We start from the raw sequence: 26,259 nt of genomic DNA on the forward strand, positions 1-26,259 counted from the left end.
TTACTCGATGATCTTAGCCACGACACCCGCGCCGACGGTACGACCGCCTTCACGAATCGCGAAACGCAGACCTTGCTCCATCGCGATCGGAGCAATCAGCGACACCACCACTTCCACGTTGTCGCCTGGCATCACCATTTCAGTACCAGCCGGCAATTCAACCGCACCGGTCACGTCGGTGGTACGGAAGTAGAACTGCGGACGGTAGCCATTGAAGAACGGCGTATGACGACCACCCTCTTCCTTGGACAACACGTACACCGAACCCGAGAACTTGGTGTGCGGGGTGATCGAGCCCGGCTTGGCCAGAACTTGACCGCGCTGAACATCTTCACGCTTGGTACCGCGCAGCAGCGCGCCAATGTTGTCGCCAGCCTGACCTTGGTCGAGCAGCTTGCGGAACATTTCCACACCCGTGCAGGTGGTCTTGACCGTCGGCACGATACCGACGATTTCGATTTCTTCACCAACCTTGACGATGCCGCGCTCAACACGACCGGTCACCACAGTACCGCGACCCGAGATGGAGAACACGTCCTCCACCGGCATCAGGAAGGCGCCATCGATGGCACGTTCCGGCGTCGGGATGTAGGAATCCAGTGCGTCCGCCAGACGGAAGATCGCCGGCTCGCCGTATTCGGACTGATCACCTTCGAGAGCCAGACGGGCAGAACCAGTAATGATCGGGGTATCGTCACCTGGAAAGTCGTACTTGGAGAGCAGCTCGCGCACTTCCATTTCGACCAGTTCCAGCAACTCAGCGTCATCCACCAAGTCAGCCTTGTTCATGAAGACGATGATGTATGGCACGCCAACCTGGCGGGACAACAGGATGTGCTCGCGCGTTTGCGGCATCGGGCCGTCAGCGGCCGACACAACCAACACAGCACCGTCCATCTGCGCCGCGCCAGTGATCATGTTCTTCACATAGTCAGCGTGACCCGGGCAGTCGACGTGCGCATAGTGGCGCGCATCGGTTTCGTATTCAACGTGAGCGGTGTTAATGGTAATACCGCGCGCCTTTTCTTCCGGCGCGCTATCGATCTGGTCGTAACCCTTCGCTTCGCCACCGAACTTCTTCGACAGAATGGTGGTGATCGCTGCGGTCAGCGTGGTCTTGCCGTGGTCAACGTGACCAATCGTGCCCACGTTCACGTGCGGCTTCGTACGTTCAAACTTACCCTTAGCCATCTTCGTATTTCCTTATCTAGAATTTCTGAAATATGAGACAGAAGAAATGGAGCCGATGATGGGAATTGAACCCATGGCCTCTCCCTTACCAAGGGAGTGCTCTACCCCTGAGCTACATCGGCGCAACTTTTTTTTGAGCGGGTGAAGGGAATCGAACCCTCGTCATAAGCTTGGAAGGCTTCTGCTCTACCATTGAGCTACACCCGCAGGAACTTAGCTTCACTAGCAGCACGCAGACTTCACACCGCGAAGCAGCAATCTGGTGGTGGGGGCTGGATTCGAACCAGCGTACTCAGAGAGGGCAGATTTACAGTCTGCTGCCATTAACCACTCGGCCACCCCACCGGATGAGCTGCGCATTATGGATAGCATCCTCAAACCTGTCAAACCCTGAAGCAAGAAAACGCCCCACAAATTACACATCCCCATGATGGAAAACAGGTTTTTCCACACTCACGCCCAGCATCGATTCAATTTGAAGACCAGCAAACTAAGCTTTGCCGCCCGCTGCGAACCGTAACCATCCCGAACCAAACCTCCCTCACAACTTAGCAACACCCAAAAAATCAAAACCACGATCATCAAGGAAGCAGAGAACCAGCCAAGGCCGGCAACACCAGTCACGAAGACATAATTTGATAACGACGCCCGCGGCAACGACCTACTCCAAACAACTCATCGCTCGCGGCATACAAACTAAGAACCCTCTTCGATTACCCAGTTAGATGCAAAAAAGCGCAACCCCAAACGCCTACTGGTGACAAACCAGACAGCTGAACAAACACAGACAAAACAGTCAGTTGTCGACTTTGGCGGCCCCACCATTTGACAGAAGAAAAAGCATAGTGTTTAATGCGCCTCTCTCGTTGGCCAGTTAGCTCAGTTGGTAGAGCAGCGGATTGAAAATCCGCGTGTCCGTGGTTCGATTCCGCGACTGGCCACCATCAAATTTTAAAAGCCCCAAGCATACGTGCTTGGGGCTTTTTCCGTTCTGGATTTTTCAATCCTAATTCTTAAATCATTCGATATTTGGGCAATTACGCGACAACCCAACCCAAATTCGCTTCAGCCGATTGTCAGCGACTCGCGCATGAAGTTTAATCTGCGCATGTAGTTTGCTATGGTCATATCTGTGTTGGCGCTGCTTGAGCTGGCGAACTGTGTACTCCCCGTTATTGAAAAAAGGAATTAGACCGTGAATCGCATCAAACAAAGCGGTTTGCTAAGAGGCTTGGGTTACTTGGCCGCATTGGCAACATGCATTATCTTGGGCGCGTGTAATGGCGGCGCGAGCTCTGGAACGGCGTCTGGCGTAGCGGTGGCCTCTGGCCCTGTCGTGAGCACTATTAGTGTTCTCGCAGACAAAACCAGCATAAAAACGGGGGGAGTCGATTTTGCGACACTCACTGTTACAGCTCTTGATGCAAATAACGGCGCCCTAGCCAATGCGGTCATTACCGTCAGCGCATCCAGCGGGATTTTGGGCGGTTCCACATTGGTGACCAACTCTTCTGGCAAAGCGACCGTGACATACAACCCCGGTCAAGATAAAAGCAACCGAACTCAGGTCATCACCTTTACAAGTGGTTCGGCTACGGCTACTTCTTCCGTCCTAGTCACTGGCACGACATTAACCGTTACTGCACAAAACGGAACCAGCTTGGCGTCAGGAGCCTCCACAGGCGTTGATATCGTGGTAACCGATGGCGCCAGCAACACCGTCGATGGAGCTACCGTCGCTCTTTCTGCATCAGGCACAGGCACCGCCTCACTCAGCACCGCATCGGCAACTACAGCAAATGGCGGCAAAGCATCAGTAACCGTTACTGGTCAAGGTGCAGGTACCGTCACCCTTTCAGCGGCAGCTCTCGGCTCCACCCGCACACTCGCACTTACAGTTACGGGCAATGGAAACGGACTGCAAATTACGTCACCAGCCACTACGCCCACAGCACTGACACTAAATACGCCACTTACCATTACCGTTAGTGCGCCGCCAACAACTACAAGCGTTACTTTCGTTGCAACTGTAGGTAAGTGGTCAAACAACTCAACCTCGATCGTGGTCACTCCAGTAGGCGGTGTAGCTTCAGCCTCCTTCCAATCCAGCACAGCTGGTCAAGCAGCCATTACGGTGTTTGACACTAATGCACCCGCGCTATCCAGTAAAACCAACGTCATTCTTAGCTCAACCGCAGATCAGGCAACTAGCGTTGTGATCCAAGCACTTCCGGCCGTTGTCGCCCCAAGTAGCGGAAGCCAAACCAATACGTCCACGTTAACTGTCTCGGTAACCGACTCAAACGGCCAAGGCGTAGCTGGGGCCGCAGTGTCATTCTCCATGACAGGCCAACCGGGAGGTGGTGAGAACATCTCACCTCAAGTGGTAGTCACTGGCTCCAACCCTTTAGGGCAAGCTGTCGCGACATTTAACGCTGGATCGCTATCAACTACACAAGGGCAGCCAATCAAGATCACAGCAACTGTCTTGCGCCCAACTGCTGGCGCGTTGAATAGCACGCCCGCGAGCATTGTTATCGGGGGGACCGCGGGATCTGTTGCAATTGGTCAGTCAAGCACCATCTCCGCAACCTCCGATAACACCGCATACCTCCTGCCAATGTCGGTAATCGTTGCGGACTCTAGCGGCAATCCTGTTGCCAATACTCAAGTTAGCTTGTCTGTATGGCCCGTCGATTTTTCAATCGGCTCACCATGCTTTACATGGATGACCTTCCGCAATGAAGACACCAACGAAAATCTGGTTGCAGATCCGGGCGAGATATCCGGCCCCCTCCAACGCGTCAACGACAGCCTATTTACAGACACCGCCTTACTAAATAACTTCAACACCGACAGCACCACTGTAGTTACCCCAATCTCCATTACTAAAACTGCCTTTACGCCTACACGCACAACACTGGTTCCGCCAAATTCTGCAGCGGGTACCGTTCCGGCAACCGTTACAACCGATAGCAGCGGCCGCGCTTCGTTTACGTACACATATCTAAAATCGAACGCCTTGTGGATCGTAAGCCGACTCAGAGCCACTGCGCTGGTGCAAGGAACGCAAACCGTAGCGGAAAGCGTTTTCCGGTTAGCACCAGCTGCGATCGATACAGGAACAGGAACAAGCTGCCACTTGCCAGCCTCTCCTTATAACGCATACATAACAGTTCAATAACAAACGACATTTACCACCTAAAAGCCCCGCGACGCGGGGCTTTTTTCATACCTTTCGCCCCTCCGCCTCCAACAACACCCGCTGCAACTCATCCCCCCCATCCAGCCCCCGCGCACTAACCTGCCCCTTCGCATTCACCACCCGATGCCAAGGCACATCCTTCCCGGCCAGATTCAGCGCCCGACTTACCAGCCGAATATGGCGTGGATAGCCGGCCAAACGAGCGACCTCCCCATACGATAAAACTTGTCCATAAGGGATCTGTTTCACGATATCCAGCATGGCCTGCATGATCGCGGCGGTTTCGGGTTTGGTCATGGCAACCTCGCAAAAAAGCCGGCACTTGGCCGGCTTTGTTATTGGTACGGATAAGCCAGCTATCCGCTTATTTGTGCTCGACTTGGCTCACATCACGCACCGCGCCGGTATCAGCACTGGTCGTCATTGCCGCGTAGGCCCGCAATGCTGGGCTGACGTAACGCTCACGGCTAACAGGCTTCCAGGCTTGCTTGCCCCGCGCTTCCATTTTGCTGCGGCGATGGGCGAGTTCTTCCATCGTCACTTGCAGCTCGATGGTGCGGTTCGGAATGTCGATTTCGACAATATCGCCCTCTTCTACCAAGCCAATCGCGCCACCTTCAGCAGCTTCCGGCGAGCAGTGACCAATGGAGAGGCCAGATGTACCACCAGAGAAACGGCCATCCGTGAGCAACGCGCAGGCTTTGCCGAGGCCCTTTGATTTCAGATAGCTGGTCGGATAGAGCATTTCCTGCATACCGGGACCACCCTTTGGACCTTCGTAGCGAATGATCACGATGTCACCAGCGACAATCTGGTCAGCGAGGATGCCCGCAACGGCGTCATCCTGGCTTTCAAAAATTCGTGCGCGGCCGGTGAATTTGAGGATGGATTCGTCCACGCCGGCGGTTTTCACAATGCAGCCACGCTCGGCGATGTTGCCGTAGAGCACAGCCAAGCCGCCATCTTGCGAATAAGCGTGTTCTTTATTGCGAATGCAGCCTTCGGCCCGGTCAAGATCAAGGTCGGGATAGCGCATCGATTGCGAGAAAGCGATCGTAGTCGGAATGCCACCCGGTGCAGCGCGGAAGAAGGTATGTGCCGGGCTATCTGGAGCGGCGACGACGATATCCCATTGCTTGAATGCATCAGCCAGCGTTGGCGAGTGAACAGTCCTGGCTTCGCGGTGAATCAAGCCCGCGCGATCCAGCTCAGCCAGGATGCCGATCACGCCACCTGCGCGGTGCACGTCTTCCATGTGGTATTTCTGCGTGGCGGGTGCGACTTTGGATAGGCATGGCACGCGGCGGCTGATGCGGTCGATGTCGGCCATCTTGAAGTCGATGCCGGCTTCGGATGCGGCGGCGAGCAAGTGCAGCACGGTATTGGTCGAGCCGCCCATAGCAACGTCGAGGCTCATGGCGTTTTCGAAGGCTTCGAAGGTGGCGATATTGCGCGGCAGCACGCTTTCGTCATCCTGCTCATAGTAACGCTTGGCGATTTCGACGATGGTGCGGCCAGCTTGCAGGAATAGCTGCTTGCGATCACCGTGCGTGGCGAGCATCGAGCCATTGCCCGGCAGCGACAAGCCGAGCGCTTCAGTCAGGCAGTTCATCGAGTTGGCAGTGAACATGCCGGAGCAGGAACCACAGGTCGGGCAGGCCGAGCGCTCAACAGCAGCAACTTCTTCATCGCTCACGTTGGGATTGGCCGCTTCGACCATGGCATCGACCAGGTCAAGAGAGCGCTCTTCACCGCGCCAGTTGACCTTGCCGGCCTCCATCGGGCCGCCGGACACGAAGATCACCGGGATATTGAGGCGCAACGCTGCCATCAGCATGCCGGGAGTGATCTTGTCGCAGTTGGAGATACACACCAGCGCATCGGCCGTGTGGGCATTGACCATGTATTCGACCGAATCGGCAATCAGTTCGCGGCTGGGCAGGCTGTAGAGCATGCCGCCGTGGCCCATGGCGATACCGTCATCCACGGCGATGGTGTTGAATTCCTTGGCGATACCGCCGGCCTTTTCAATCTCACGAGCCACCAATTGGCCGAGGTTGTGCAGGTGCACGTGGCCCGGTACGAACTGGGTGAAGGAGTTGGCGATGGCGATGATGGGCTTGTCGAAATCGCCATCCTTCATGCCGGTAGCGCGCCACAGAGCGCGAGCGCCGGCCATGTTGCGGCCGTGGGTGGAAGTATGGGAACGATATACGGGCATGGCGGGATTCCTTGCAAGGCAGCCGGCATTACCGGCGAAAGGTCAGGCTCTGTTGATGTAGGTTTTGCGGTCGCGCGATACCGAATTTTGAGGTCAATCAAGGCATAAGGCGCGCCGCATAACGAGTTATGTCAGCGACTTATAACGCGGAGTGACCTCAAAAGTCGGCATCGTCCGAAGGATTTGACCGGATTGGGGCCTCTTGCGTTGTTGAAAGCCACTTGCGTAATCCATTACGCGGCGCGTCTTTCGCCTAGCAATAGGCCCCAATCCGGTCAAACGCGATCCACAAAACCTACATCGACAGAGCCTAGGTATAATCCTGCGATTTTAACGAAAAAGCCCCGCCACATGCTCGTTCACCCACATTTCAACCCGATTGCCGTATCCATCGGCCCCTTGGCCGTGCACTGGTATGGGCTGATGTACCTTGTCGGCTTCGTGATTTTCATGCTGCTGGGCCGCGCCCGCATCAAGGCAGGAAACCCAGCTGGCTGGCGGGTTGAGGAGATGGACGACCTGCTTTTTTACGGCGTGCTCGGAGTCATCTTGGGCGGACGGCTGGGCTATGTACTGTTCTATAAGCCGGATTTTTATTTCAGCCACCCGCTCGATATTTTCAAGGTCTGGCAAGGCGGCATGGCGTTTCATGGCGGTTTTCTTGGTGTTTTGGCGGCCATGTGGCTGTTTGGCAAGCGCACCCAACGCCGGTTTTTCGAAATTACTGACTTCATCGCACCGCTGGTGCCGATTGGCTTGGCCTTTGGCCGACTCGGCAACTTTATCAACGGCGAGCTATGGGGTCGGGTAACGACGCCATCGAGCTGGTGGGCGATGGGCTTTCCCACCGCCAACGAGGCCGATGCCGCCGCAGCTGGCACCAACCCGCAGTGGCAAGAGTGGTTCCTGCAATTCGGCATGCTGCCGCGTCACCCGTCGCAGCTGTACCAAGCCTTTCTCGAAGGCGTGGTGCTGTTCCTGATGCTGTGGGTGTTTTCGGCCAAGCCGCGCAAGACCGGGCAAATCTCCGCACTGTTCTTGCTGGGCTACGGCACTTTCCGCTTCGTTGCGGAGTTTGCCCGCGAGCCGGATAACTTCCTCGGCCTGTTGGCGCTGAATCTGTCGATGGGGCAGTGGCTGAGCCTGCCGATGATTGTGTTGGGTGCACATCTGCTGTGGCGTACCAGCCGGCAATAAACCGACGTTCGATACAAGAAAGCCCGCGATTCCAAGCGGGCTTTTTTCATTCTGCGGTTCTGCAGCCGTTCAAACGATTGGATCAGGCTTGTGGGTGAGCCGCCTCATTGCGCCGGACGGCGGCGATTACATTTGCCACCACGCGCTCAAAGCTGTCATTGGCGCTCACACGCAGTACATCCGGCTCATCAGCACCCGGCACTTCCAGCGCATCGAACTGGCTCTTGAGCATGTTTTCTTTCTGGTAATGCCCCTGGCGGGCACGGATACGCTCCAGGATCGCCTCGTAGCTGCCATCGAGATAGATAAAGGCAAGATGGTCGTTGCCAGCGCGAATCTGGTCACGATATTTACGCTTGAGCGCCGAGCAGACCACCACGCCGGTTTCGTGTTTGCGGGCAATGGCAAACACTGCGTCGTTGATGCGAGTGAGCCACGGCGCGCGGTCATCGTCATCCAGTGGGTGGCCCTCGGCCATTTTGAGGATGTTGGCGCGGGGATGCAGATCGTCACCATCGATGAACTTGGCACCGATCGCCTGGGCCAGCGCCAGCCCAACCGAGCTTTTGCCACTTGCCGATACGCCCATCACGATATAACTCATTCCCGCCATATGTTCCTCTGAGGCCATTCAAATTCGTTCAAATTGTCAGGCAACCGCCACGCCTACTGCCCCGGCTGCGGATCGACTTTCACCCACACCGTATAAGACTGGCTGCCATTGCTGCGCGATGACGACAACGTGCCATCACTACTGGTGCTCGCCGACTGGTTACTCTGTCCCACCGGTAGCCACTCCCCCACCCGGCCGCTCACTTCGCTATAAACACTGCGCTCGTTGATGCTGCCATTCCGATTGAAACTGCTGCTACGCGGATAAAGCCGCAAGCGGACCAGGTCACCGAGCAGCTGCGGCTCGACCCAGAAGCCGGTTTCGGCCGACTGCCAAACACCGCCACGCGTGACGATGGCGTAGCCGGGGCGAAATGCGACCGACAGCGTCGGGTAGAACCGACTTTGGCCGAGCGAGATCATCGCCCGCCCGCCGTCAATGGTTGTTACCTGCTGACTGGCATTGCTGCTACGTTGGCTCTCTCTGGCATCGGCGGAAATCGCCAGCTCGCCATCGACGCCCCGATTGGAAATCACTGCTCGTCCATTGGCATCGATATCGCTGCTGCTGGATGTCGCCGCTTCGCGCTGCTCAACGGTAACGATCAGCGATTGCGTACGCGTATCAAGCTGCGCGGCCAGCGCAACGATGCGTTTGAAAGTGGCGTCATCTGGGGCGCGGACGATCATTTGCCCCTTGAATGCCTGGATGACCGCCTCCGGGAAGGCTTGCTGCAAGGCCGGGGCGAGTTCCTCCGCCAGCTTGTGCTTGAGTGGCAAGACATCGATGCGGTCAGCCAAGGCCACCGTCGAGAACAAAATCAAGATCGCAAACCATCGCCGCATGGATATCTCCGCAACCGGGATGAAAGACGTCTTTAGATTAGCGTGGGATTAGCGCGGCAGCAGCAGGGCAATGGCTTGCGCTTCCACCGATTCGGATGCGCCGACCGGCCCGAGTTTCTCGTAGGTCTTGGCTTTGACGTTGACCTGCGCCGTCTCCACGCCAAGATCAGCGGCGATATTCGCAGCCATTTGGGGGATGTGCGGTGCCATCTTGGGCCGCTGGATCAGGATGCTGGCATCGACATTGCCCACCCGCCAGCCTGCTTCGTTCACGCGTCGCACTGCTTCGCGTAGCAAGACGCGGCTATCCGCGCCTTTGAATTCGGCAGCGGTATCGGGGAAATGCCGGCCAATATCGCCCAACCCCGCCGCACCCAATACCGCGTCGGTAATCGCATGCAATAGCGCGTCTGCGTCCGAATGCCCCAGCAAGCCCTTCTCGAATGGAATTTCGACCCCGCCGAGGATCAACTTGCGCTCTTCAACCAGTCGATGCACATCCCAGCCTTGGCCAACGCGAAACGGCAGATTCATGATTTTGCTTCCTTGGTACGCCCTTGCAGGATCAAGGCGGCGAGCTGCAAATCCTGCGGGTAGGTGACTTTGAGATTCCACGGGCTGCCCATGACCAGTTTTGGCTGCAGGCCAAGCTTTTCCAGCGCGCTCGCTTCGTCGGTGATATCCGGGCCCATGCCGGCTTCCAACGCGCCGGCCAGATCGGCGAGGCGGAACATCTGCGGCGTTTGCGCCTGCCACAAGCCATCACGCGGATGGGTGTGGTCAATGGCGCGATCCGGGCCAGACATTTTCAAGGTATCGGCCACGGGCACGGCGAGGATGCCGCCCACTGGGTGCTGCACCAGCTCGGCAATCATGGCCGAGACCAGCGCGGGATCAAGGCAAGGGCGAGCCGCATCGTGAACAAGAATCCAGTCGCTGGCTGGATGATCCATCGCCAAGGTTTGCAGGCCGTTCAACACCGTTTCTGCCCGGCTGGCGCCGCCACAGCGCAATACAGTCAGGCGGTCAAAGGAGGACCAGTCATAGCCATCCCACCATTCATCGTCAGGCGAAATAACAATGACGACGCGATCCAGTTCCGGCACGGCATGCAGTGCCGCCAAGGTGTGCCAAACGAGCGGTTTGCCGAGCAGATCCAGATATTGCTTTGGTGTCGCGGACCCCATGCGGCTGCCGCTGCCGGCCGCCGGCAGCAGTGCGAGATGACTCATGCGGTCGGTTCCGCCGTCATCGTCCGCCACAGGCATTGCCCTTTGACAGCTTTATCGAGGTCGTTGAGATACGCATCGTGCACAGCGCGTTCCTCATCAGATAGTGCTGCGACAATCAATGGCTTGCGCGTCCGGCGCGGGATGCCGCCAACGTCGTTCGAATCATCGGCTTCGCCGGCAAAGTCGATCAGCAGGCTGTCCTGCCCGCGCGTCATCGACAGATAGACTTCAGCGAGCAGTTCGCAGTCGATCAGCGCGCCGTGCAGTACCCGGTTGCTGCGGTCGATTTCGTAGCGATCGCACAAGGCATCCAGGCTATTGCGCTTGCCAGGGAATAACTCCTTGGCTTCGCGTAGCGTATCGATGATGCCGGATACGTAATCGGTGATCTTGCCGCGCCCCAGCTTGCCCAATTCCATATTGAGAAAGCCGACGTCAAATGGCGCGTTGTGGATGATGAGTTCCGAGCCTTCGATAAAACGCAGGAAGTCGTCGGCGATATCGGCAAACTTGGGCTTATCGGAGAGGAACTCCGTCGTCAGGCCGTGCACGTTGAGCGCGCCCTCTTCGGAATTGCGCTCGGGATTGATATAGCGATGCAGGTGGCGATCTGGCGGCGACAGCTTGCGGTTGATCATCTCGACCGCGGCGATTTCGAGGATGCGATTGCCGTCCTCAGTGCGCAGGCCAGTGGTTTCAGTATCCAGAATGATTTGACGCATTATTTAGTTTCCCTTCTTCAAACCGACTTCAACACCACGATTGGCCAGCGCATCAGCGCGCTCGTTGCCTTCATGGCCGGCATGGCCCTTGACCCATTGCCATTCGATCTGGTGTTGCTGCGTGGCGGCATCCAGCCGTTGCCACAGATCGGCATTCTTGACCGGTTTCTTGTCGGCGGTTTTCCAGCCGTTTTTCTTCCAACCGTGAATCCAGGTCTGAATCCCGTTCTTCACATATTGCGAGTCGAGGTACACGCGGACGTCACACGGCCGCTTGAGGATTTCCAGGCCGGCAATCACGGCCATCAATTCCATGCGATTGTTGGTGGTATCCGGCTCGCCACCAAAGAGTTCTTTTTCCTGACCACCGTAGCGCAACAAAGCACCCCAACCGCCCGGGCCGGGGTTGCCCTTGCAGGCGCCATCGGTGTAAATCTCGACTGTACTCATTCTTGCCTTTTGATTAAAACGCACCCATTGAAACGCGCCTGGAGACGACGATGCGCCTATTGCTATTACCCGTTCTGCTGTTGATACCGGCACTTTCGCAAGCTGGGCCATTTTGCCCGTGGAAGCTGCCGGGCGACGCGAAGTCCGAACGCTACCTGAATCTCACCGTGGTGCAATACATCGAACTCACCGATTCGGAATTGCATCTGACGTATGGCGGCGGCAATCTGGGTAGCGGGCACGATGCGAGGATTCCGGTGAAAAGCCGTGATGAAGCGCAGAAGCTGCTACAGGACATGCGCGATACCGCCAAGCATTGCGACCAGCCTGCACCAGCCGCCCCGCCCCTCGCCGCCCGATAACCGGATTATTTGCAGCGATCCTGCCCGGCTTGGGATTTCATCCGCTCGATCGCCGTTGCCGGGCTCGCGGCGGTCGCCTTCACCCGCCGCCATTGCGGCTCGATGATGTGCATGCCGCGCACGCGCTTGATCACATCAAGGCAATACACCCCGCCGGCCGCCGGCCACCAGCGATCACCGGCCGCCTCCATGAAGCTGGTGCGCGCCAGCACGCGTTCGCGCTGCACCGGTGGGCGATAGCAGAGGTATTCACCACGCATGGTTTCCAACCCTAACAGCGAGAGCCAGTCCTTCAAGCGCGGCAACGCCACGAAATTGCCCTGCCACGGCGTCTGCTCGGTACGCTTGAACTTGCGCACACCCCATAGGCTCCACGGGTTGAAGCCGGTCACCAGCAGCCGTCCTTGCGGCGCCAGCACTCGTTCCGCCTCCCGCAGGACCGCATGCGGATCTGCGCTGAAATCAAGTACATGCGGCAGGACGAGTAAATCAAGCGACTGCTCGGAGACCGGCAAGGCCGCCGGATCACACCGCAAACTGCAACCGGCACTGCGGCCAAAGATCGTACGCCAGGGCATGCGGTTGGCACGCAAGGCATCGAGCTGCGGTAGTTCAAGCTGCACCGCCTTATAACCGAAGATGTCTGCCACCGTGCGGTCATACCAGCCAGCCTCTTCGCTGGCGACGTACTGCCCTAGCGGCGTGGCGAACCAAGCTGCAAAGTGGTCAAATGGATTTCCTGCTTCTTGAGGCAAAGCCATGCTGAATGTCATCCCTCTGCCGATTTTCGAAGACAATTATATCTGGATTATCGAGCGCGACCGCCGCGTGGTGGCCGTCGACCCCGGCGATGCCGGACCTTTGATCGACTGGCTGGCAGCAAGGCAGTTCACGCTGGACGCCATCCTGATCACCCATCATCACAACGACCACGTCGGTGGATTGGCCAGTTTGCTGGCGCAGCAACCCGATCTAGCCGTGTATGGGCCGACCAGCGTGCCCCTCGTCAACCGACCATTGCGCGACGGCGACTCGGTCGAAATATTCAGCGAATCGTTCAAGGTCATCGCTACACCGGGGCATACGCTCGATCACCTGTGCTACTACGGCGCAGGGCTCTTGTTCTGTGGCGACACCTTGTTCGCTGGCGGCTGTGGGCGCCTGTTTGAAGGTACGCCGGCGCAAATGGCGGCATCGCTGACCAAGCTTGCCGCGCTACCCAACGACACCAAAGTATGTTGCACCCATGAATACACGCTCGCCAACCTGCGATTTGCCCATGCAGTCGAACCGGGCAATGCGGCGCTCACCCAGCGGATTACGCTCGATACAGCAAAACGCCAGCAAAACCTGCCGACCTTGCCCTCAAGCATCGGGCTGGAAAAAGCCACCAATCCCTACCTGCGCAGCAGCAGCCCGGAAGTGATATCCAGTGCCCTGCAACAAGGTGCTGCCAACGCCGACCCAACTACCGTTTTTGCTGCAATCCGGCAATGGAAAAACCACTACAAATAAGGCACTTGCAAGCGAGGTAAGCACTTGTTTTGGTTGACACATTCGTCATGGGGCTGCAACATCAATAGATTCAAAATCCAACAGGCGTGGGCTCATGCAGCGCTCCCTTATCGCCGGCTTGATTGCCAGTCTGATTGCAACCGGCGCTTTTGCCGACTCCACCCCCGTCTCCCGCCTTGATTTCCAGCTGCGCAATCCGCAGTTTGCGACCGTCGGCGACGATACCCGCACCACCATCGACAGCTTGTTTGGCGACGCCACCCAAGTGCCGGCATACACCGATTTGTGGTCGCGCGTGCGTGCTGGCTTCACGATTCCGGACGTCGACAATGGTCTCGTGGAAAAGTGGGAAAACTATTACGCGGCCCGGCCGGAGTACCTCAACCGCATCGTTGATCGCGGCCGTCGCTACATGTTCTTCGTGGCCGAGCAGGTCGAGAAGCGCGGCATGCCGATGGAGCTGGCACTGCTGCCGGCGATCGAATCCGCCTACAACCCGAAAGCCGAATCCCCTGCCCGTGCCGCCGGCATGTGGCAATTCATTCCGGACACTGGCAAGCGTTACGGCCTTGAGCGCACTTGGTGGTATGACGGCCGCCGCGATGTCGTCGCCGCTACGCAGGCCGCACTCGACTATCTGCAGCAATTGCATGACCAGTTCGGTGATTGGCAATTGGCGCTCGCCAGCTACAACTGGGGCGAGAACGCTGTCGCCCGCGCCGTGGCCAAGAATCAAGCCGCTGGCCTGCCCACCGACTTCGCCAGCCTGCGCATGCCGGACGAAACCCGCAACTATGTGCCCAAGCTGCTGGCGATCCGCAATCTGATCGCCAATCCGCAAGCCTATGGCATCCAGCTGTCCAGTCTGCCCAACACCCCCTACTTCGCCACGATCCAGCCCGGCCGTCACATGGATGTGAAGGTCGCTGCCGAACTGGCCGAAATCCCGGTCGACGAGTTGCTGCGCTTGAACCCGGGCTTCATCCGCCCAGTGATCGCCTACAAGGACGAGCGCAAACTGGTGTTGCCAGCCGAAAAGGTCGATACCTTCCAGAAGAACCTCGCCGCCTTCGACAAGCCGCTGCTGAACTGGCAGCCCTATGTCACCAAGCCGGGCGAAGCGTTCGACAAACTAGCAGTCAACTTCGGCATTTCCGCCGCCGAACTCAAAGACATCAACGACATCGGCAACCGGGAGCGCACAGCACGCGGCCAGACCATTCTGGTTCCGATGATGGCCGGCCTCGACGTTTCCGAACGCCAGACACTGGTCGCACTGCAAGCCAACAAGCAAGCCGATCCGATCGACACGGGTGCCAACGATGCGCCACGTCGCGTCGCCAGCAATGTGCGTGAGCATAAGGTTGCTCGCGGCGATACCGTGTTCAACGTCGCCAAGCGCTATGGCGTCACCGTGGCTACCCTGCGTGATTTGAACGGCCTGCGCGGCAACGCCATCCATGCCGGCCAAGTGTTGAAGGTCGCCGCTGTTGAAGCGCCTGTACGCGGCAAGGTGGCAGCAAGTGCCAGCGCCAAGGCCGATCAGCGCGAGTTTGTCGTCGTCAAACGGGGCGACACGCTGGCATCAATCGCCAAGCGTCATCGCTTATCGGTTGCAGAGTTGAAGCGGATCAACAATCTGGGTAACCGTGGTCTGGCACCCGGTACACGATTGGCACTCAACTGATTACGCAGTACCAGCGAAATCAGCTTCAAAAAAAACGGCCTGCCATTGCGGCAGGCCGTTTTGTCATTGGGCCGCGGCAGATTCCGCATCCGTCATCACCCGCCAGACCCGCTCGGTTCGGGCCATGTACAGCGGCACCTCGCGAACGGCCTGCAATGCAGGAAAGACTTTCTGCGTATCCCGATCTTGCGTCCAAGGTAATGGGTCTTGCCACGCCAATTGGGCGGTGATTTTCATGGCAGTCACGTTGCCGAGCTTTTCTGTGTGATCACCCAGCGTAATACCAGCAAGCCGGAAACCCGTTGCAGCGCAGAGCTTGCCCTCGTGAATCGCGGCCTGCCCAGCTTCAGTCGCCTTGAAAACGAGGCGCGTCTGCGTGTTTGCGCCATCACCCACCGTCTTCAGCAACGGCTTTTCATACACGCCAATCACGCCCAGCTTTTCCAGGAGCTGCCGCCGCGCATCGAACGCCCCTACTTCGACCACTGGCGCATAGGCGATCTGATGATCGCAGAGCCAAGGCGCGGTCGTTTCAGCCGGCATGGCTCGCACATAAGCCTCAACCAGTGGTGTAAAGCGTTTGACCGATGCAGGCGGGCGGAGCCAAAGCCAAAATGTGGTGGCAAATACAATCAGCGCCAGCGCTGCCGCCGAACCGAGCCACACTTTGGTCGGCACCCATTGCAGTCGTACCAGTGCACGTTGCGCCCACAGTCTGGCAAGCACCGTGCTACTGATCGCCCTTGCACCACATGTACCGCAATAGTGCACCGCGTCGTCCAGGTCTGCGCCGCACTCACGGCAGGATTTGGTCATCGTCTTATGTCTCTTCTTGTATCGCAATCAGCGCTGCCGCTGCTGCGGTGCGACGTTCTGGCACTCGGGCTGGCCAGCATGATCGAAGCACAGCTTGGTCTTGCAGCCTTCACGATTGAAGAAGCCTTCCAACTTACCGCAAGCCGCGTAACGCTCGGCGAAGCTAGGCGCAGGGGCTTGCGTTGGTGCGGGGTGCACAGGTGCTGTCGTTGGTGCGACTACTGCGGATACCGGCGTAGTCGCCACAGGCTTGGCAGTCGGACGGGGCTTAGGGGTTGGCTTGTGCTTGGGACTGGTTGGCGTTGCCACAGCTGCCGATGCCGGCACGGCCGAGGCCACAACCGGAACTGGATTGGCAGTGGGCGCTGCGGTGGGGAGCAGCGTCGGTGCCACGGTGGGCGCTGGCGCTGGTGGATCGCTTGGCGCGGCAGCGGCGAGCTGAACAGCCTGCGGAGCCGAAGCCGCCAACTTGTCAGCGGCCTTTGTCTGATAACGAAGCACACCGTAGCCAATCAACAGCAGCAACACGGCCAGCGCAAAACCGGTCGCGATCCATTTGGCACGACTATCCGCCTGTGCTGGCGATGCGGTGCGGCGGAAGTCCGGCATGATCGAGCGCGGATCAGGCCATGCCACATTGCGCTTCGACCACGCTTCGTCCAAGGCTTTCTCGGCGGCATCGATCGCCGCAATCAGCCCGGAATTATCCCGAACCTCTCGTTTGCGCTTGCGCGGCTGATCTGGTGCTGCTGGCTGAGCACTCGCCGCCGCGGCCGGCTGACTTGTTGCACCAGCAGCAACGGCCGACGCAGTCGCCTCAACGGCCACGGCTGGCTGTTGTGCTTGCAGGGCGGCATGACACGCCGCGCACGTCAGCGCGGTATCGTCATTCGTCTGGCCACACTTAGGGCATCGCATGCCTGCTCTCTGCCTGGCTAATATTCAAAAGGCATACGATTTCACCCGAACCCTGACCAAAACTCAATCGCCGCTCCTGCAGTTGTCGCTTAAATTCCAACGGAGACGCTCATTCACCGACCTGCGACACGCCCTCTGCCAGCCACTTGGCGTGATGCTCTCGAATCAGTTGTACCGCGTCTTCGATCGTATCGACAACCGCCGGGATTTCCATATCCACGGGGCTCGCCAAACCTGCACCGCTGGACACCATCGAACGTTGCGCCCAATCGACCAACTCGTGCCACATGTCGCCAACCAGAATCAGTGGCGTGCCATAGAGCTTATGCACTTGTAGCAACTGCCAGACCATTGCCAGTTCCAGCAGTGTACCAATGCCGCCCGGCGTGACGATGAAGGCATTCGAGCGCTGCACGAAGTGATGCAGACGGGAGAAGAACGTCTTGTGCTCAAAAGTACGGCCAACGTAGTCGTTCACATTCTGTTCGAAATCGAGATCGATGCGGATACCGACCGAAGCCTCCGGATTATCCGGCGCGCCTTGCCGGGCGCCCTCATTGGCAGCCTGCATCAGGCCCGGCCCGCCACCTGTGACAATCCGGCAGCCCATGGCGGCCAGTTGTGAGGCCAATTGCTTCACCGCCTCATAAGACGGCATGTTTTCCTGGATACGTGCGGAACCGAAGATGGTGACGTGATAGTGCGTGGTATGTGCCGGCCGCAAACGGGTGAGCTCATCGACCGAATCCCACAGTTTGAGTACGACGTCGGAAACGATGCGCAGTGCAAAGTCATCCTCGACATAACCGGTTGGGCGGATTTCACGACGGTCTTGCATGATAGTTCTCCCTTATCGTTGTCTTTCCAGCATAGCCCGCGGCTGTTTCGCTGCCGCTTGGGGTTAATGCCTAGGTCATGTGTTGATCTGGACGGCATAGAAACAAAAAGACCACCGGAAGGTGGTCTTTTCGGTTCTGGTCAAATGACGATCAGAACGGGATGTCGTCCTCGAAATCATCGAAGCTGCGCGCCGGTGCGGCAGGCTTCGGTGCTGGCGCAGCTTGTTGCTGACGCGGCGCGGGGGACGGTGCCGGGCTGTATTCCTGGTTGAACTCATCACCGCCGCCGCCCATTGGGGCGCTACCGCCACCACGGCCGCCCAGCATTTGCATCTGGTCGGCAACGATTTCGGTGGTGTAGCGATCGGCACCGGTTTGCTTGTCTTGCCACTTGCGCGTTTGCAGGCGACCTTCGATGTAAACCGAGCTGCCTTTTTTCAGGTATTCACCAGCGATTTCGGCCAACTTGCCATACATGCTGATGTTGTGCCATTCGGTTTTTTCTTGCTTCTGGCCCGTTTGCTTGTCTTTCCAGTTTTCGGTCGTGGCAATGCTGAAATTACAAACAGCGCCGCCGGAAGGCAGAAAACGGGTTTCCGGGTCACGCCCGAGGTTGCCGATCAGCAGCACCTTGTTCAAAGAAGCCATTACTGGGTCTCCGCAATCAGTTGTTGCGCGGTCGCTTCATCCCATCCGTCCTGCAGGACTTTGAGCAGCGCCACGCGTTCATCAATCAGAACGACGGCTTCTTTCACGCCGTCAATGGCTGCCAGTTTAACAGACAGCGCCACCGCATCGCCGGCCCATTGGTCGCCGATATGGAACATGCGGGTCTTGACGGGCAGCGGCGGCTGCATGCCCCAGGCGACCACCAACCAGATACCGACCATCACCGCGCACAAGGCAAAGACCGGCATCGGGCTGTGGAAGTGCTGGTAGAGCCAACCAGCCAGCGCCGAACCGGCGAACATGCTGAGCGCTTGGCAAGTGCTGTAGACACCCATCGCCGTGCCTTTGGCATCGGATGGGGCAATCTTGGAAATCAGGCTCGGCTGGGTGGCTTCGAGAATGTTGAATGCCGTGAAATACACCGCCAGCCAAAGCACGATCGCAGCCAGATTGGGCATCCACAACGTCATGCCCAGCTGAGCGATGAACATCAAGCCGATTGCCATCAGGAAGATCTGTTTCAACTTGCGCTGTTTCTCACCGACGATCACCGCCGGCACCATCAGCACGAAGCCAACGAATACCACCGGCAGATAAACCCACCAATGCCGACTGACATCCAGCCCGCCAATGTCCTTGAGCAGCAGTGGCATCACCGTGAACATCGCCATCTGCGCCGCATGCAAGGCAAACACGCCATAGTTCAGCCGCAGCAATTGCCGGTGCTTGAGCACGGCCGGCAGGCGACGGGTATCCGCTTCGGCATCCGAATGGTGACGGGTCACGGTTGGATTCGGGATGACCTGCCGCACGCCAACGATAGCGGCAACAGCCAGCACCGCCGTCAGCAGGAAGATGCCCGGCAAACCGATCCAGCCGGCCAGCTTGGGAGCAATGACAAGGGAAGCCGCAAACGTCGTCGCGATACTGCCGCCGATCATGGCCATCGCCTTGGTCCGGTTTTCCTCACGGGTCAAATCCGCCAGCAAGGCAGTCACCGCCGCCGAGATCGCCCCTGCGCCCTGCACGGCCCGGCCAACCACCAGCCAGACGATGTGATCCGCCGCCGCACACATGATGCTGCCCAGCGCAAACAAGGCCAGACCGATATAGATGACTTTCTTGCGCCCGACACGGTCGCTCCACATGCCAAACGGCAGTTGCAACAGCGCCTGCGTGAGGCCGTATGCGCCGAATGCCAAGCCGACCATGGTGTGGTTGTCGCCGCCCGGCAGATGTCCGGCATAGACGGCAAACACCGGCAGGATCAGGAACATGCCCAGCATGCGCAAGGCATAAAGGCCGGCAAGGCCGAGGGAAGCGCGAAGTTCGATTGGATTCATATGTTCGGGCCTGAAGAGCAGTTCGAAGCCGGGCGCAAAGTCCGTTATATTAGCGGATTGCCCTCAGCAACGCAGAACCGCCCCACATGGCTGACAAATCGTCTTACACTCCGGCGCCTTACACCCCGGTCGAATCGCAAGACATTCCGCTGATCCGCATCCGCGGTGCGCGCACGCACAATCTGAAGAACATCAATCTCGATATCCCTCGCGGCAAATTGGTGGTCATTACCGGTTTGTCCGGCTCGGGCAAGAGTTCGCTCGCGTTCGATACGCTGTATGCCGAAGGCCAGCGCCGCTATGTTGAATCGCTGTCGGCCTATGCACGCCAGTTCCTGCAGTTGATGGAAAAACCCGATGTCGACTTGATTGAGGGTCTCTCCCCGGCCATCTCGATCGAACAGAAAGCCACCAGCCACAACCCGCGTTCGACCGTCGGTACCGTGACTGAAATCCACGATTACCTGCGCCTGCTGTTCGCCCGTGTCGGCACGCCCTACTGCCCCGACCACAATTTGCCTCTGGAATCGCAAACCGTCAGCCAGATGGTCGATCACGTATTGGCGCTGCCGGAAGAAACCAAGCTGATGATCCTGGCCCCGGTCATCGTCGGCAAAAAGGGCGAGAACCTAGACCTGTTCGACGAATTGCGTGCGCAAGGCTTTGTGCGCGTGCGTGTCGATGGCGAAGTGTTCGAGATGGATGCCATCCCCAAGCTCGACAAGAACAAGAAACACACCATCGAGGTCGTGATCGACCGCCTGAAAGTGCGTGCCGATCTCAAGCAGCGGCTGGCTGAGTCGTTTGAAACCGCATTGCGCCACGCCGACGGCCGCGCCATTGCGGTCGAAATGGATACCGGCAAGGAATACTGGTTCTCGGCCAAGTTCGCCTGCCCGGTCTGCAGCTACAGCCTGCCAGAGCTGGAACCACGTCTGTTCTCGTTCAACAACCCGATGGGCGCATGCCCGAAGTGCGATGGTCTCGGCCAGATCACTTTCTTCGATCCGAAGCGCGTGGTCGCGCACCCGGATTTGAGTCTGGCGGCCGGTGCGATCAAGGGCTGGGATAAACGCAACCAGTTCTACTTCCAGATGCTGACCAGCCTCGCGGAGTACTACGGTTTCGACGTCAACACGCTGTGGAACGAGCTGCCGGAGAACGTGCAGCAAGTCGTGCTGCATGGCTCGGGCCGCGACCAGATTTCGTTCACCTACATGAACGAGCGCGGCAGCAAGTTCGAACGCGTGCACGCCTTCGAAGGCATCATTCCCAACCTCGAACGCCGTTACCTGGAGACCGATTCGGTCACGGTGCGCGAGGAACTCGCCAAGTACCAGAACAACCAGTGCTGCCCGAGCTGCAACGGCGCACGTCTGCGGCTGGAGGCGCGCAATGTGCGTGTCGGGCCGGAAACGCTACACGCGATCTCGCAAATGGCGCTGCGCGATACCGCCGCCTTTTTCCAATCGCTGCAACTGGAAGGTGCGAAGGGGCAGATTGCTGAAAAGATCGTCAAGGAAATCCGCGAGCGCCTGGGCTTTCTGGTCAACGTCGGGCTGGATTACCTGAGCCTGGAACGCAGTGCCGATACGCTATCTGGCGGCGAAGCACAGCGTATCCGTCTGGCATCGCAGATCGGCTCCGGTCTGACCGGTGTGATGTATGTGCTGGACGAACCCAGCATCGGCCTGCACCAGCGCGATAACGACCGGCTGCTCGGCACGCTGATGCGGCTGCGCGATCTGGATAACAGCGTGATCGTGGTCGAGCACGACGAAGATGCGATCCGCGCCGCCGACTACCTGATCGACATCGGCCCCGGTGCCGGCGTCCACGGTGGTGAGGTCATCGCGGCCGGCCATCCGGACGACATCATGAAGGAGCCGCGCTCGATCACCGGCCAGTTCCTGTCCGGCGTGCGCAAGATCGAGCGACCGAGCGACCCACTCGCGCCAAACCCGGAAAAGTGGCTCACGCTCAAGGGCGCTCACGGTAACAATCTCAAGTTCGTCGATCTGGCGCTGCCGGTCGGTCTGCTGGTGTGCATCACCGGCGTATCCGGCTCCGGTAAATCGACGCTGATCAACGACACGCTTTACACGCTGGCTGCCAAGGAGTTGAACGGCGCATCGGCCGAACCGGCACCGTTCCATGAAGTGAACGGGCTGGATCATTTCGACAAGGTCATCAACGTCGATCAATCGCCAATCGGCCGCACGCCGCGCTCCAATCCGGCCACCTATACCGGTCTGTTTACGCCGATCCGCGAGTTGTTCGCCGGCGTGCCGGCCAGCCGCGAACGCGGTTACGGCCCGGGGCGGTTCTCGTTCAATGTGAAGGGTGGCCGCTGCGAGGCGTGCCAGGGCGATGGCGTGCTGAAGGTGGAAATGCACTTCCTGCCGGATGTGTATGTGCCATGCGATGTCTGCCACGGCCAACGCTACAACCGCGAAACGCTGGACGTGCAGTACAAGGGCAAGAACATCACCGAAGTGCTGGAAATGACGGTGGAAGTCGCTGCCGAGTTTTTCAGTGCCGTGCCAACCGTTTCGCGCAAGCTCAAAACGCTGATGGACGTGGGCCTCGGCTACATCCGCCTTGGCCAGAGCGCCACCACCTTGTCTGGCGGCGAAGCACAGCGGGTGAAGCTGGCGCTGGAGCTGTCCAAGCGCGACACCGGCCGCACACTGTACATCCTCGATGAACCAACCACCGGTCTGCACTTCCACGATATCGACCTCTTGCTGACGGTGCTGCACCGCCTGCGTGAACATGGCAATACCGTGGTGGTGATCGAGCACAATCTGGACGTAATCAAGACAGCGGATTGGGTGGTCGATCTGGGTCCGGAAGGGGGGGCGGGCGGCGGGCAGATCATCGCGACCGGCACTCCGGAGATGGTGGCGAAAAACCCGGCCAGCCATACCGGCCACTATCTGGCGCGGATTTTGTAATCCCGTCTCAGCCAGCCTCTCCAAACAAACAGGGCCGCAATATGCGGCCCTGTTTGTTTGGGGATGACGATGAACGCCCACTTAGCTATTGCGGATCGGCGCCAACTTATCCAGCCATTTCATGGCGACCATGCGTTGATCCATGGTGCCGTGGTAGAGCGTTTCTTCCAGCACGTGGAACGCCCCATCGATATTCCCTGCAGCGAGGTAGTTCGGAACCTTTTGCAGCTCTGGATCATCCGTCACGAATTGCTTGGGATCGATATCCGAGACTTCAGCCACCACCATGCCCTGGCCAACGTCCGGACGGGCCGATTTGCTTTCCTCCTGCTCGTCTTCGGCCAGATCAAATGCGAGCGCATCTTGCGGCAAGGTGGGCGGCCCTTGCTCTTCCAGGTTCCAGTCCGAACGCGGTGACGGCACGCTCCGCACGCTGGTCTGCGAGACCGAATCCGGCGGCATCAGCCCAGCCTGCTCATGCATCATCGAAGCAAATGCCAGCGCGCTTTGGTCAGACTCGTCTTGTTCCGAGCCGGCTTTGTCCGGCCGCCCCGACGGGATCTCCAACAGGTTATCGACCTGCTCATCGAGCGAGCGATACAGCGGGTTATCCGGATCGATCTGCCGGCCGATCGACTGCACCTGTTGCCATAAGGTATCGCTGGCAAATTGCAGACGGAATGCCACGGCACGCTCCTGGAGTGGCTGTTTCATCGCCTGCTGGCGATAGATTTCAAACAGCTTCATCCAAAGCACGAGTGCCGTCGGATGCTGGCCAAGTTCGTGATCGAGCAAATTGATCGCCTGCTGGACCAGACCGTGATCAATCAGCAGCTGGGCTTCTTCCGAGACGTTGTTTGGCAAGACAACATCGACATCATCATTGTGGAAGTCACTGGCGGCCTGCGCGATATTCTGCGCCAGTTCGCGCATGCCCGCGGTGGGCCCCGACCCGAAACCGGACGATGCCATCACACTCGAGGTCAATCCCGGTCGCGCTTCGAAATTGGTCGCAAACGAGAACGACTCGGCATCTTCGTACTCGCGGCGCAAGCGCCAGCGCCGATAGACCCAAGCCGCTACGCCGGCGATCAGCAATAACGGCAACAAGAGCCAAGCCCAGCTCCAGCCATCGCTGGCCCCGGCTTGACGACGTTTGGTCTGCATCGCCGGCTGCGTTGCATTCGATGCATCGTCGGGACTGCGTGTCTTCAACGCCGTCAGCTGTTTTTCCAACTCGGAAATCTGGTATTTGAGCTGCAGCAGCTGCGCCGTCTGATCGTCGGATGACAAACTAAGCAGGTGCTCGCGGACGCGCAGGCTCTCTTCCGGCGTCAGATTGGATTTGCGTTCCAGATCAAGCGATGGCCCGGACAAGTGCAAGCGGAAAGTGTCTTCCCCCGCTGGGGCGGATTTCTCCATTGGGAGCGGTTGGCGCGCCAGTTGCCGATCACTGGGCTGCTCACCCTCGATGCGTAGCGGCGGCAAAGCAGGCAATGCCTGTAGCCGATCTGGCTGTGGCTGGCGCGGCTGTGGCGCTAGCGCGCCCTCAGCAGCTGCCGGCTGCACACTGGAGCGATCCGGCAAGGCCAGTTGGAGATCCGGCTCCAGCCGTGCTCGCAGACCTTGCGGCAAATCTGGATTCAGCAGGTAGAAGGCATCGACAAATCGGGAGCGGGTGGCTTTATCACGCGGGAAATAAGCGCGGGAGATCAAATCGACATTGTCACCGTCACGCGTGCGCCAAACCCCGCCCAGCGCCGGCAAATTGCGCAGTGGAACCGCCGCTGCCGCACCGCCACGCGCATTGCGCACGTCGCCCTTGGCGGGCACTACGTACTCACGGGGATCAAGCAACACGCTGTAATCGCGCTGAAAATCGCGGCGCTCCTCATCCGGGCATTTCACCCGAATGCCCAGGTGCAACAACGGCTCATCGATTTTCTCGTCGCCGTAAACGATCAGCTTGCCACCACGCTCGTCGTCCGGCTGATACACCAGCCGCGCACGCCGCAAAATTGCGGCATCGTCATCGGCGGGCGGGGGAACGAGGCGGAAGCAAGCGTTACTCAGCGATTCGTCATCGGCCGCAGCAACGCTGACTGCCGCCTGGAAACGCTCGCCCAATGCCGAACGGACTTGCATGTCCCCTAGCATGGCGGCGTACAACGGCGTGCCATAACACAGGCCAGCCGCGATCATGCTGCGCGTTAACGCTCTACAAAGCGGGGGAGACGTCATCCAATTCCTATCCATTTATCAGGCATTTCTAACGATGCCTTGGGCGCAATGCCGATTCATCGACTGCGCTAAACGATGTCCAGATGGTCGATACCTGAAAGGACGTCCTTTTGTTGTGCTTCGCTACTATTGAGTTTGATCTGCAGGCGTAGATCGTTCACCGAGTCGGCATTTCGCAACGCATCTTCGTAGCTGATCTTCCCGGCTTCAAAGAGATCGAACAGGCTCTGGTCAAACGTCTGCATGCCCAACTCACGCGAGCGCTTCATGATCTCCTTGATCTCATGCACTTCGCCCTTGAAGATCAGATCGGCAATCAACGGCGAGTTGAGCATCACCTCCACCGCAGCGATCCGCCCCTTGCCCGTGCGGTGTGGCACCAACCGCTGGGATACGAAGGCTTTCAGATTGAGGCTCAAGTCCATCAACAGCTGCATCCGCCGCTCCTCCGGGAAGAAGTTGATGATGCGATCCAACGCCTGGTTGGATGAGTTCGCGTGCAGCGTCGCCATGCAAAGGTGACCGGTTTCGGCGAAGGCAATCGCGTAGTCCATCGTTTCGCGATCACGGATTTCGCCGATCAGGATGACGTCTGGCGCTTGCCGTAGGGTGTTCTTGAGCGCCGCCATCCACGAATCGGTATCGACCCCCACTTCACGCTGGGTAACGATCGACTTCTTGTGATCGTGCACGTATTCGATCGGGTCTTCGATGGTGATGATGTGGTCATAGGCATTGTCATTGCGGTGGCCAATCATCGCCGCCAGCGAGGTCGATTTACCCGACCCCGTACCGCCGACAAACACCACCAGACCACGCTTGGTCATGGCGATGTCCTTCAGCACCTGCGGCAAACCCAGATCATCAAGCAAAGGAATCTCTGAATTGATCGTCCGCAACACCATGCCGACATGCTGTTGCTGCACGAAGGCATTCACGCGAAAGCGCCCCAGATTGCCGGGGCTGATGGCGAAGTTACACTCTTTGGTGGCTTCGAACTCCTCCGCCTGCCGGTCATTCATGATCGCTCGCGCCAGCTCCTTCGAGTGCTGCGCCGACAGGACCTGATTGGATACCGGCGTCACCTTGCCGTCGATTTTCATCGCCGGTGGAAATTCGGCCGTAATGAAAAGATCGGACGCTCCCTTGGCACGCATGTGCTTGAGGAGATCCTGCATGAACTTGGCTGCCTGCTCTTTTTCCATGACCTGCTCTGAAACGTTTCGGTGACGGGCG

At 58.5% G+C, this 26,259-nt stretch carries 23 protein-coding genes and 4 tRNA genes; 7 read left to right on the top strand and 20 right to left on the bottom strand.

All coding sequences use genetic code 11. The features are described from left to right. The 4 genes from tuf to BR41_RS18235 all read right to left on the bottom strand — a co-directional run bounded on the left by tuf (window position 1) and on the right by BR41_RS18235 (window position 1,536). Window positions 1–1,191 carry an elongation factor Tu gene (gene tuf, locus BR41_RS18220; protein WP_035059896.1) on the bottom strand — a complete coding sequence of 397 codons (1,191 nt, stop codon included), beginning with the start codon at window positions 1,189–1,191 and terminating at the stop codon, window positions 1–3. Window positions 1,192–1,238: 47 nt separating this feature from the next. After that, a tRNA-Thr gene (locus BR41_RS18225) sits at window positions 1,239–1,313 on the bottom strand. A gap of 14 nt (window positions 1,314–1,327) precedes the next feature. Further along, a tRNA-Gly gene (locus BR41_RS18230) sits at window positions 1,328–1,398 on the bottom strand. Window positions 1,399–1,451: 53 nt separating this feature from the next. After that, window positions 1,452–1,536, bottom strand: a tRNA-Tyr gene (locus BR41_RS18235). A 523-nt stretch (window positions 1,537–2,059) separates the two neighbouring features. Here BR41_RS18235 and BR41_RS18240 point away from each other — a divergent pair. Next, window positions 2,060–2,135, top strand: a tRNA-Phe gene (locus tag BR41_RS18240). 251 nt (window positions 2,136–2,386) lie between these two features. Beyond that, entirely contained in the window at window positions 2,387–4,375 is a 1,989-nt protein-coding gene (locus BR41_RS24315) for a beta strand repeat-containing protein (protein ID WP_156970786.1), read from the top strand. Between the two features lie 45 nt (window positions 4,376–4,420). On the opposite strand, the gene BR41_RS18245 is transcribed toward BR41_RS24315, so the two are convergent. Together BR41_RS18245 and ilvD are read right to left on the bottom strand one after the other, a co-directional pair. Then, window positions 4,421–4,693: an MGMT family protein gene (locus BR41_RS18245; RefSeq protein ID WP_211251804.1), complete on the bottom strand. Its 273-nt coding sequence runs from the start codon at window positions 4,691–4,693 to the stop codon at window positions 4,421–4,423. Window positions 4,694–4,760: 67 nt separating this feature from the next. Further along, on the bottom strand, window positions 4,761–6,617 hold the full coding sequence (gene ilvD, locus BR41_RS18250; RefSeq protein WP_035059898.1) for a dihydroxy-acid dehydratase: 1,857 nt from the start codon (window positions 6,615–6,617) through the stop codon (window positions 4,761–4,763). A 351-nt stretch (window positions 6,618–6,968) separates the two neighbouring features. On the opposite strand from ilvD, the gene lgt reads away from it, so the two are divergent. Further along, the gene (gene lgt, locus BR41_RS18255) at window positions 6,969–7,814 is read left to right on the top strand and encodes a prolipoprotein diacylglyceryl transferase (RefSeq protein ID WP_035059900.1); all 846 of its coding nucleotides are present in this window, start codon (window positions 6,969–6,971) and stop codon (window positions 7,812–7,814) included. An 82-nt stretch (window positions 7,815–7,896) separates the two neighbouring features. Here lgt and BR41_RS18260 read toward each other — a convergent pair whose 3' ends face one another. Genes BR41_RS18260 through rnhA form a run of 6 tightly spaced genes read right to left on the bottom strand, consistent with a single transcriptional unit; the run spans window position 7,897 to window position 11,676 of the window. Continuing rightward, a complete protein-coding gene (locus tag BR41_RS18260; RefSeq protein ID WP_245615977.1) occupies window positions 7,897–8,445 on the bottom strand; it encodes a gluconokinase in 549 nt (182 codons plus the stop codon). A 35-nt stretch (window positions 8,446–8,480) separates the two neighbouring features. Beyond that, window positions 8,481–9,272 carry a hypothetical protein gene (locus BR41_RS18265; RefSeq protein WP_035059904.1) on the bottom strand — a complete coding sequence of 264 codons (792 nt, stop codon included), beginning with the start codon at window positions 9,270–9,272 and terminating at the stop codon, window positions 8,481–8,483. 48 nt (window positions 9,273–9,320) lie between these two features. Next, the gene (ispF, locus tag BR41_RS18270; protein ID WP_035059906.1) at window positions 9,321–9,806 is read right to left on the bottom strand and encodes a 2-C-methyl-D-erythritol 2,4-cyclodiphosphate synthase; all 486 of its coding nucleotides are present in this window, start codon (window positions 9,804–9,806) and stop codon (window positions 9,321–9,323) included. Continuing rightward, a complete protein-coding gene (ispD, locus tag BR41_RS18275; protein ID WP_035059908.1) occupies window positions 9,803–10,504 on the bottom strand; it encodes a 2-C-methyl-D-erythritol 4-phosphate cytidylyltransferase in 702 nt (233 codons plus the stop codon). The genes ispF and ispD overlap by 4 nt, the downstream gene beginning before the upstream one ends. After that, window positions 10,501–11,226, bottom strand: a complete 726-nt coding sequence (gene dnaQ, locus BR41_RS18280; protein ID WP_035059909.1) for a DNA polymerase III subunit epsilon — start codon at window positions 11,224–11,226, stop codon at window positions 10,501–10,503. Before dnaQ ends, ispD begins: the two co-directional genes overlap by 4 nt. Window positions 11,227–11,229: 3 nt before the next feature. After that, a complete protein-coding gene (gene rnhA / locus BR41_RS18285) occupies window positions 11,230–11,676 on the bottom strand; it encodes a ribonuclease HI (protein ID WP_035059910.1) in 447 nt (148 codons plus the stop codon). 50 nt (window positions 11,677–11,726) lie between these two features. Here rnhA and BR41_RS18290 point away from each other — a divergent pair, with 50 nt between their 5' ends. Next, the gene (locus tag BR41_RS18290; RefSeq protein ID WP_035059912.1) at window positions 11,727–12,038 is read left to right on the top strand and encodes a hypothetical protein; all 312 of its coding nucleotides are present in this window, start codon (window positions 11,727–11,729) and stop codon (window positions 12,036–12,038) included. A gap of 5 nt (window positions 12,039–12,043) precedes the next feature. Here the strand turns inward: BR41_RS18290 and BR41_RS18295 are convergent, their stop codons facing one another. Further along, window positions 12,044–12,799: a class I SAM-dependent methyltransferase gene (locus BR41_RS18295; protein ID WP_035059914.1), complete on the bottom strand. Its 756-nt coding sequence runs from the start codon at window positions 12,797–12,799 to the stop codon at window positions 12,044–12,046. Here BR41_RS18295 and gloB point away from each other — a divergent pair. Then, window positions 12,798–13,553 carry a hydroxyacylglutathione hydrolase gene (gene gloB / locus BR41_RS18300; protein ID WP_035059916.1) on the top strand — a complete coding sequence of 252 codons (756 nt, stop codon included), beginning with the start codon at window positions 12,798–12,800 and terminating at the stop codon, window positions 13,551–13,553. The genes BR41_RS18295 and gloB overlap by 2 nt on opposite strands. A gap of 94 nt (window positions 13,554–13,647) precedes the next feature. Next, window positions 13,648–15,240: a lytic transglycosylase gene (locus tag BR41_RS18305; RefSeq protein ID WP_051711324.1), complete on the top strand. Its 1,593-nt coding sequence runs from the start codon at window positions 13,648–13,650 to the stop codon at window positions 15,238–15,240. A gap of 63 nt (window positions 15,241–15,303) precedes the next feature. Here the strand turns inward: BR41_RS18305 and BR41_RS18310 are convergent, their stop codons facing one another. The 5 genes from BR41_RS18310 to BR41_RS18330 form a co-directional block, all read right to left on the bottom strand. Further along, a complete protein-coding gene (locus BR41_RS18310) occupies window positions 15,304–16,056 on the bottom strand; it encodes a hypothetical protein (protein WP_156970787.1) in 753 nt (250 codons plus the stop codon). A gap of 27 nt (window positions 16,057–16,083) precedes the next feature. Next, window positions 16,084–16,974: a hypothetical protein gene (locus BR41_RS18315; RefSeq protein ID WP_035059920.1), complete on the bottom strand. Its 891-nt coding sequence runs from the start codon at window positions 16,972–16,974 to the stop codon at window positions 16,084–16,086. Between the two features lie 109 nt (window positions 16,975–17,083). Beyond that, window positions 17,084–17,812, bottom strand: a complete 729-nt coding sequence (locus BR41_RS18320; protein WP_051711326.1) for an LOG family protein — start codon at window positions 17,810–17,812, stop codon at window positions 17,084–17,086. A 151-nt stretch (window positions 17,813–17,963) separates the two neighbouring features. Continuing rightward, window positions 17,964–18,461, bottom strand: coding sequence for a single-stranded DNA-binding protein (gene ssb / locus BR41_RS18325; RefSeq protein ID WP_035059922.1), 498 nt, complete (start codon window positions 18,459–18,461; stop codon window positions 17,964–17,966). Beyond that, window positions 18,461–19,825 carry an MFS transporter gene (locus BR41_RS18330; protein WP_035059924.1) on the bottom strand — a complete coding sequence of 455 codons (1,365 nt, stop codon included), beginning with the start codon at window positions 19,823–19,825 and terminating at the stop codon, window positions 18,461–18,463. Before BR41_RS18330 ends, ssb begins: the two co-directional genes overlap by 1 nt. A gap of 86 nt (window positions 19,826–19,911) precedes the next feature. On the opposite strand from BR41_RS18330, the gene uvrA reads away from it, so the two are divergent. After that, on the top strand, window positions 19,912–22,782 hold the full coding sequence (gene uvrA, locus BR41_RS18335) for an excinuclease ABC subunit UvrA (RefSeq protein ID WP_084187395.1): 2,871 nt from the start codon (window positions 19,912–19,914) through the stop codon (window positions 22,780–22,782). 81 nt (window positions 22,783–22,863) lie between these two features. On the opposite strand, the gene BR41_RS18340 is transcribed toward uvrA, so the two are convergent. Beyond that, window positions 22,864–24,984, bottom strand: coding sequence for a type IV pilus assembly protein FimV (locus BR41_RS18340; protein ID WP_035059931.1), 2,121 nt, complete (start codon window positions 24,982–24,984; stop codon window positions 22,864–22,866). 107 nt (window positions 24,985–25,091) lie between these two features. Next, complete coding sequence (locus tag BR41_RS18345; RefSeq protein ID WP_035059933.1) at window positions 25,092–26,228, bottom strand: PilT/PilU family type 4a pilus ATPase; 1,137 nt, start codon at window positions 26,226–26,228, stop codon at window positions 25,092–25,094. Window positions 26,229–26,259: the final 31 nt, after the last annotated feature.

The organism is Andreprevotia chitinilytica DSM 18519 (genome assembly GCF_000711875.1).
GTDB lineage: Bacteria > Pseudomonadota > Gammaproteobacteria > Burkholderiales > Chitinibacteraceae > Andreprevotia > Andreprevotia chitinilytica.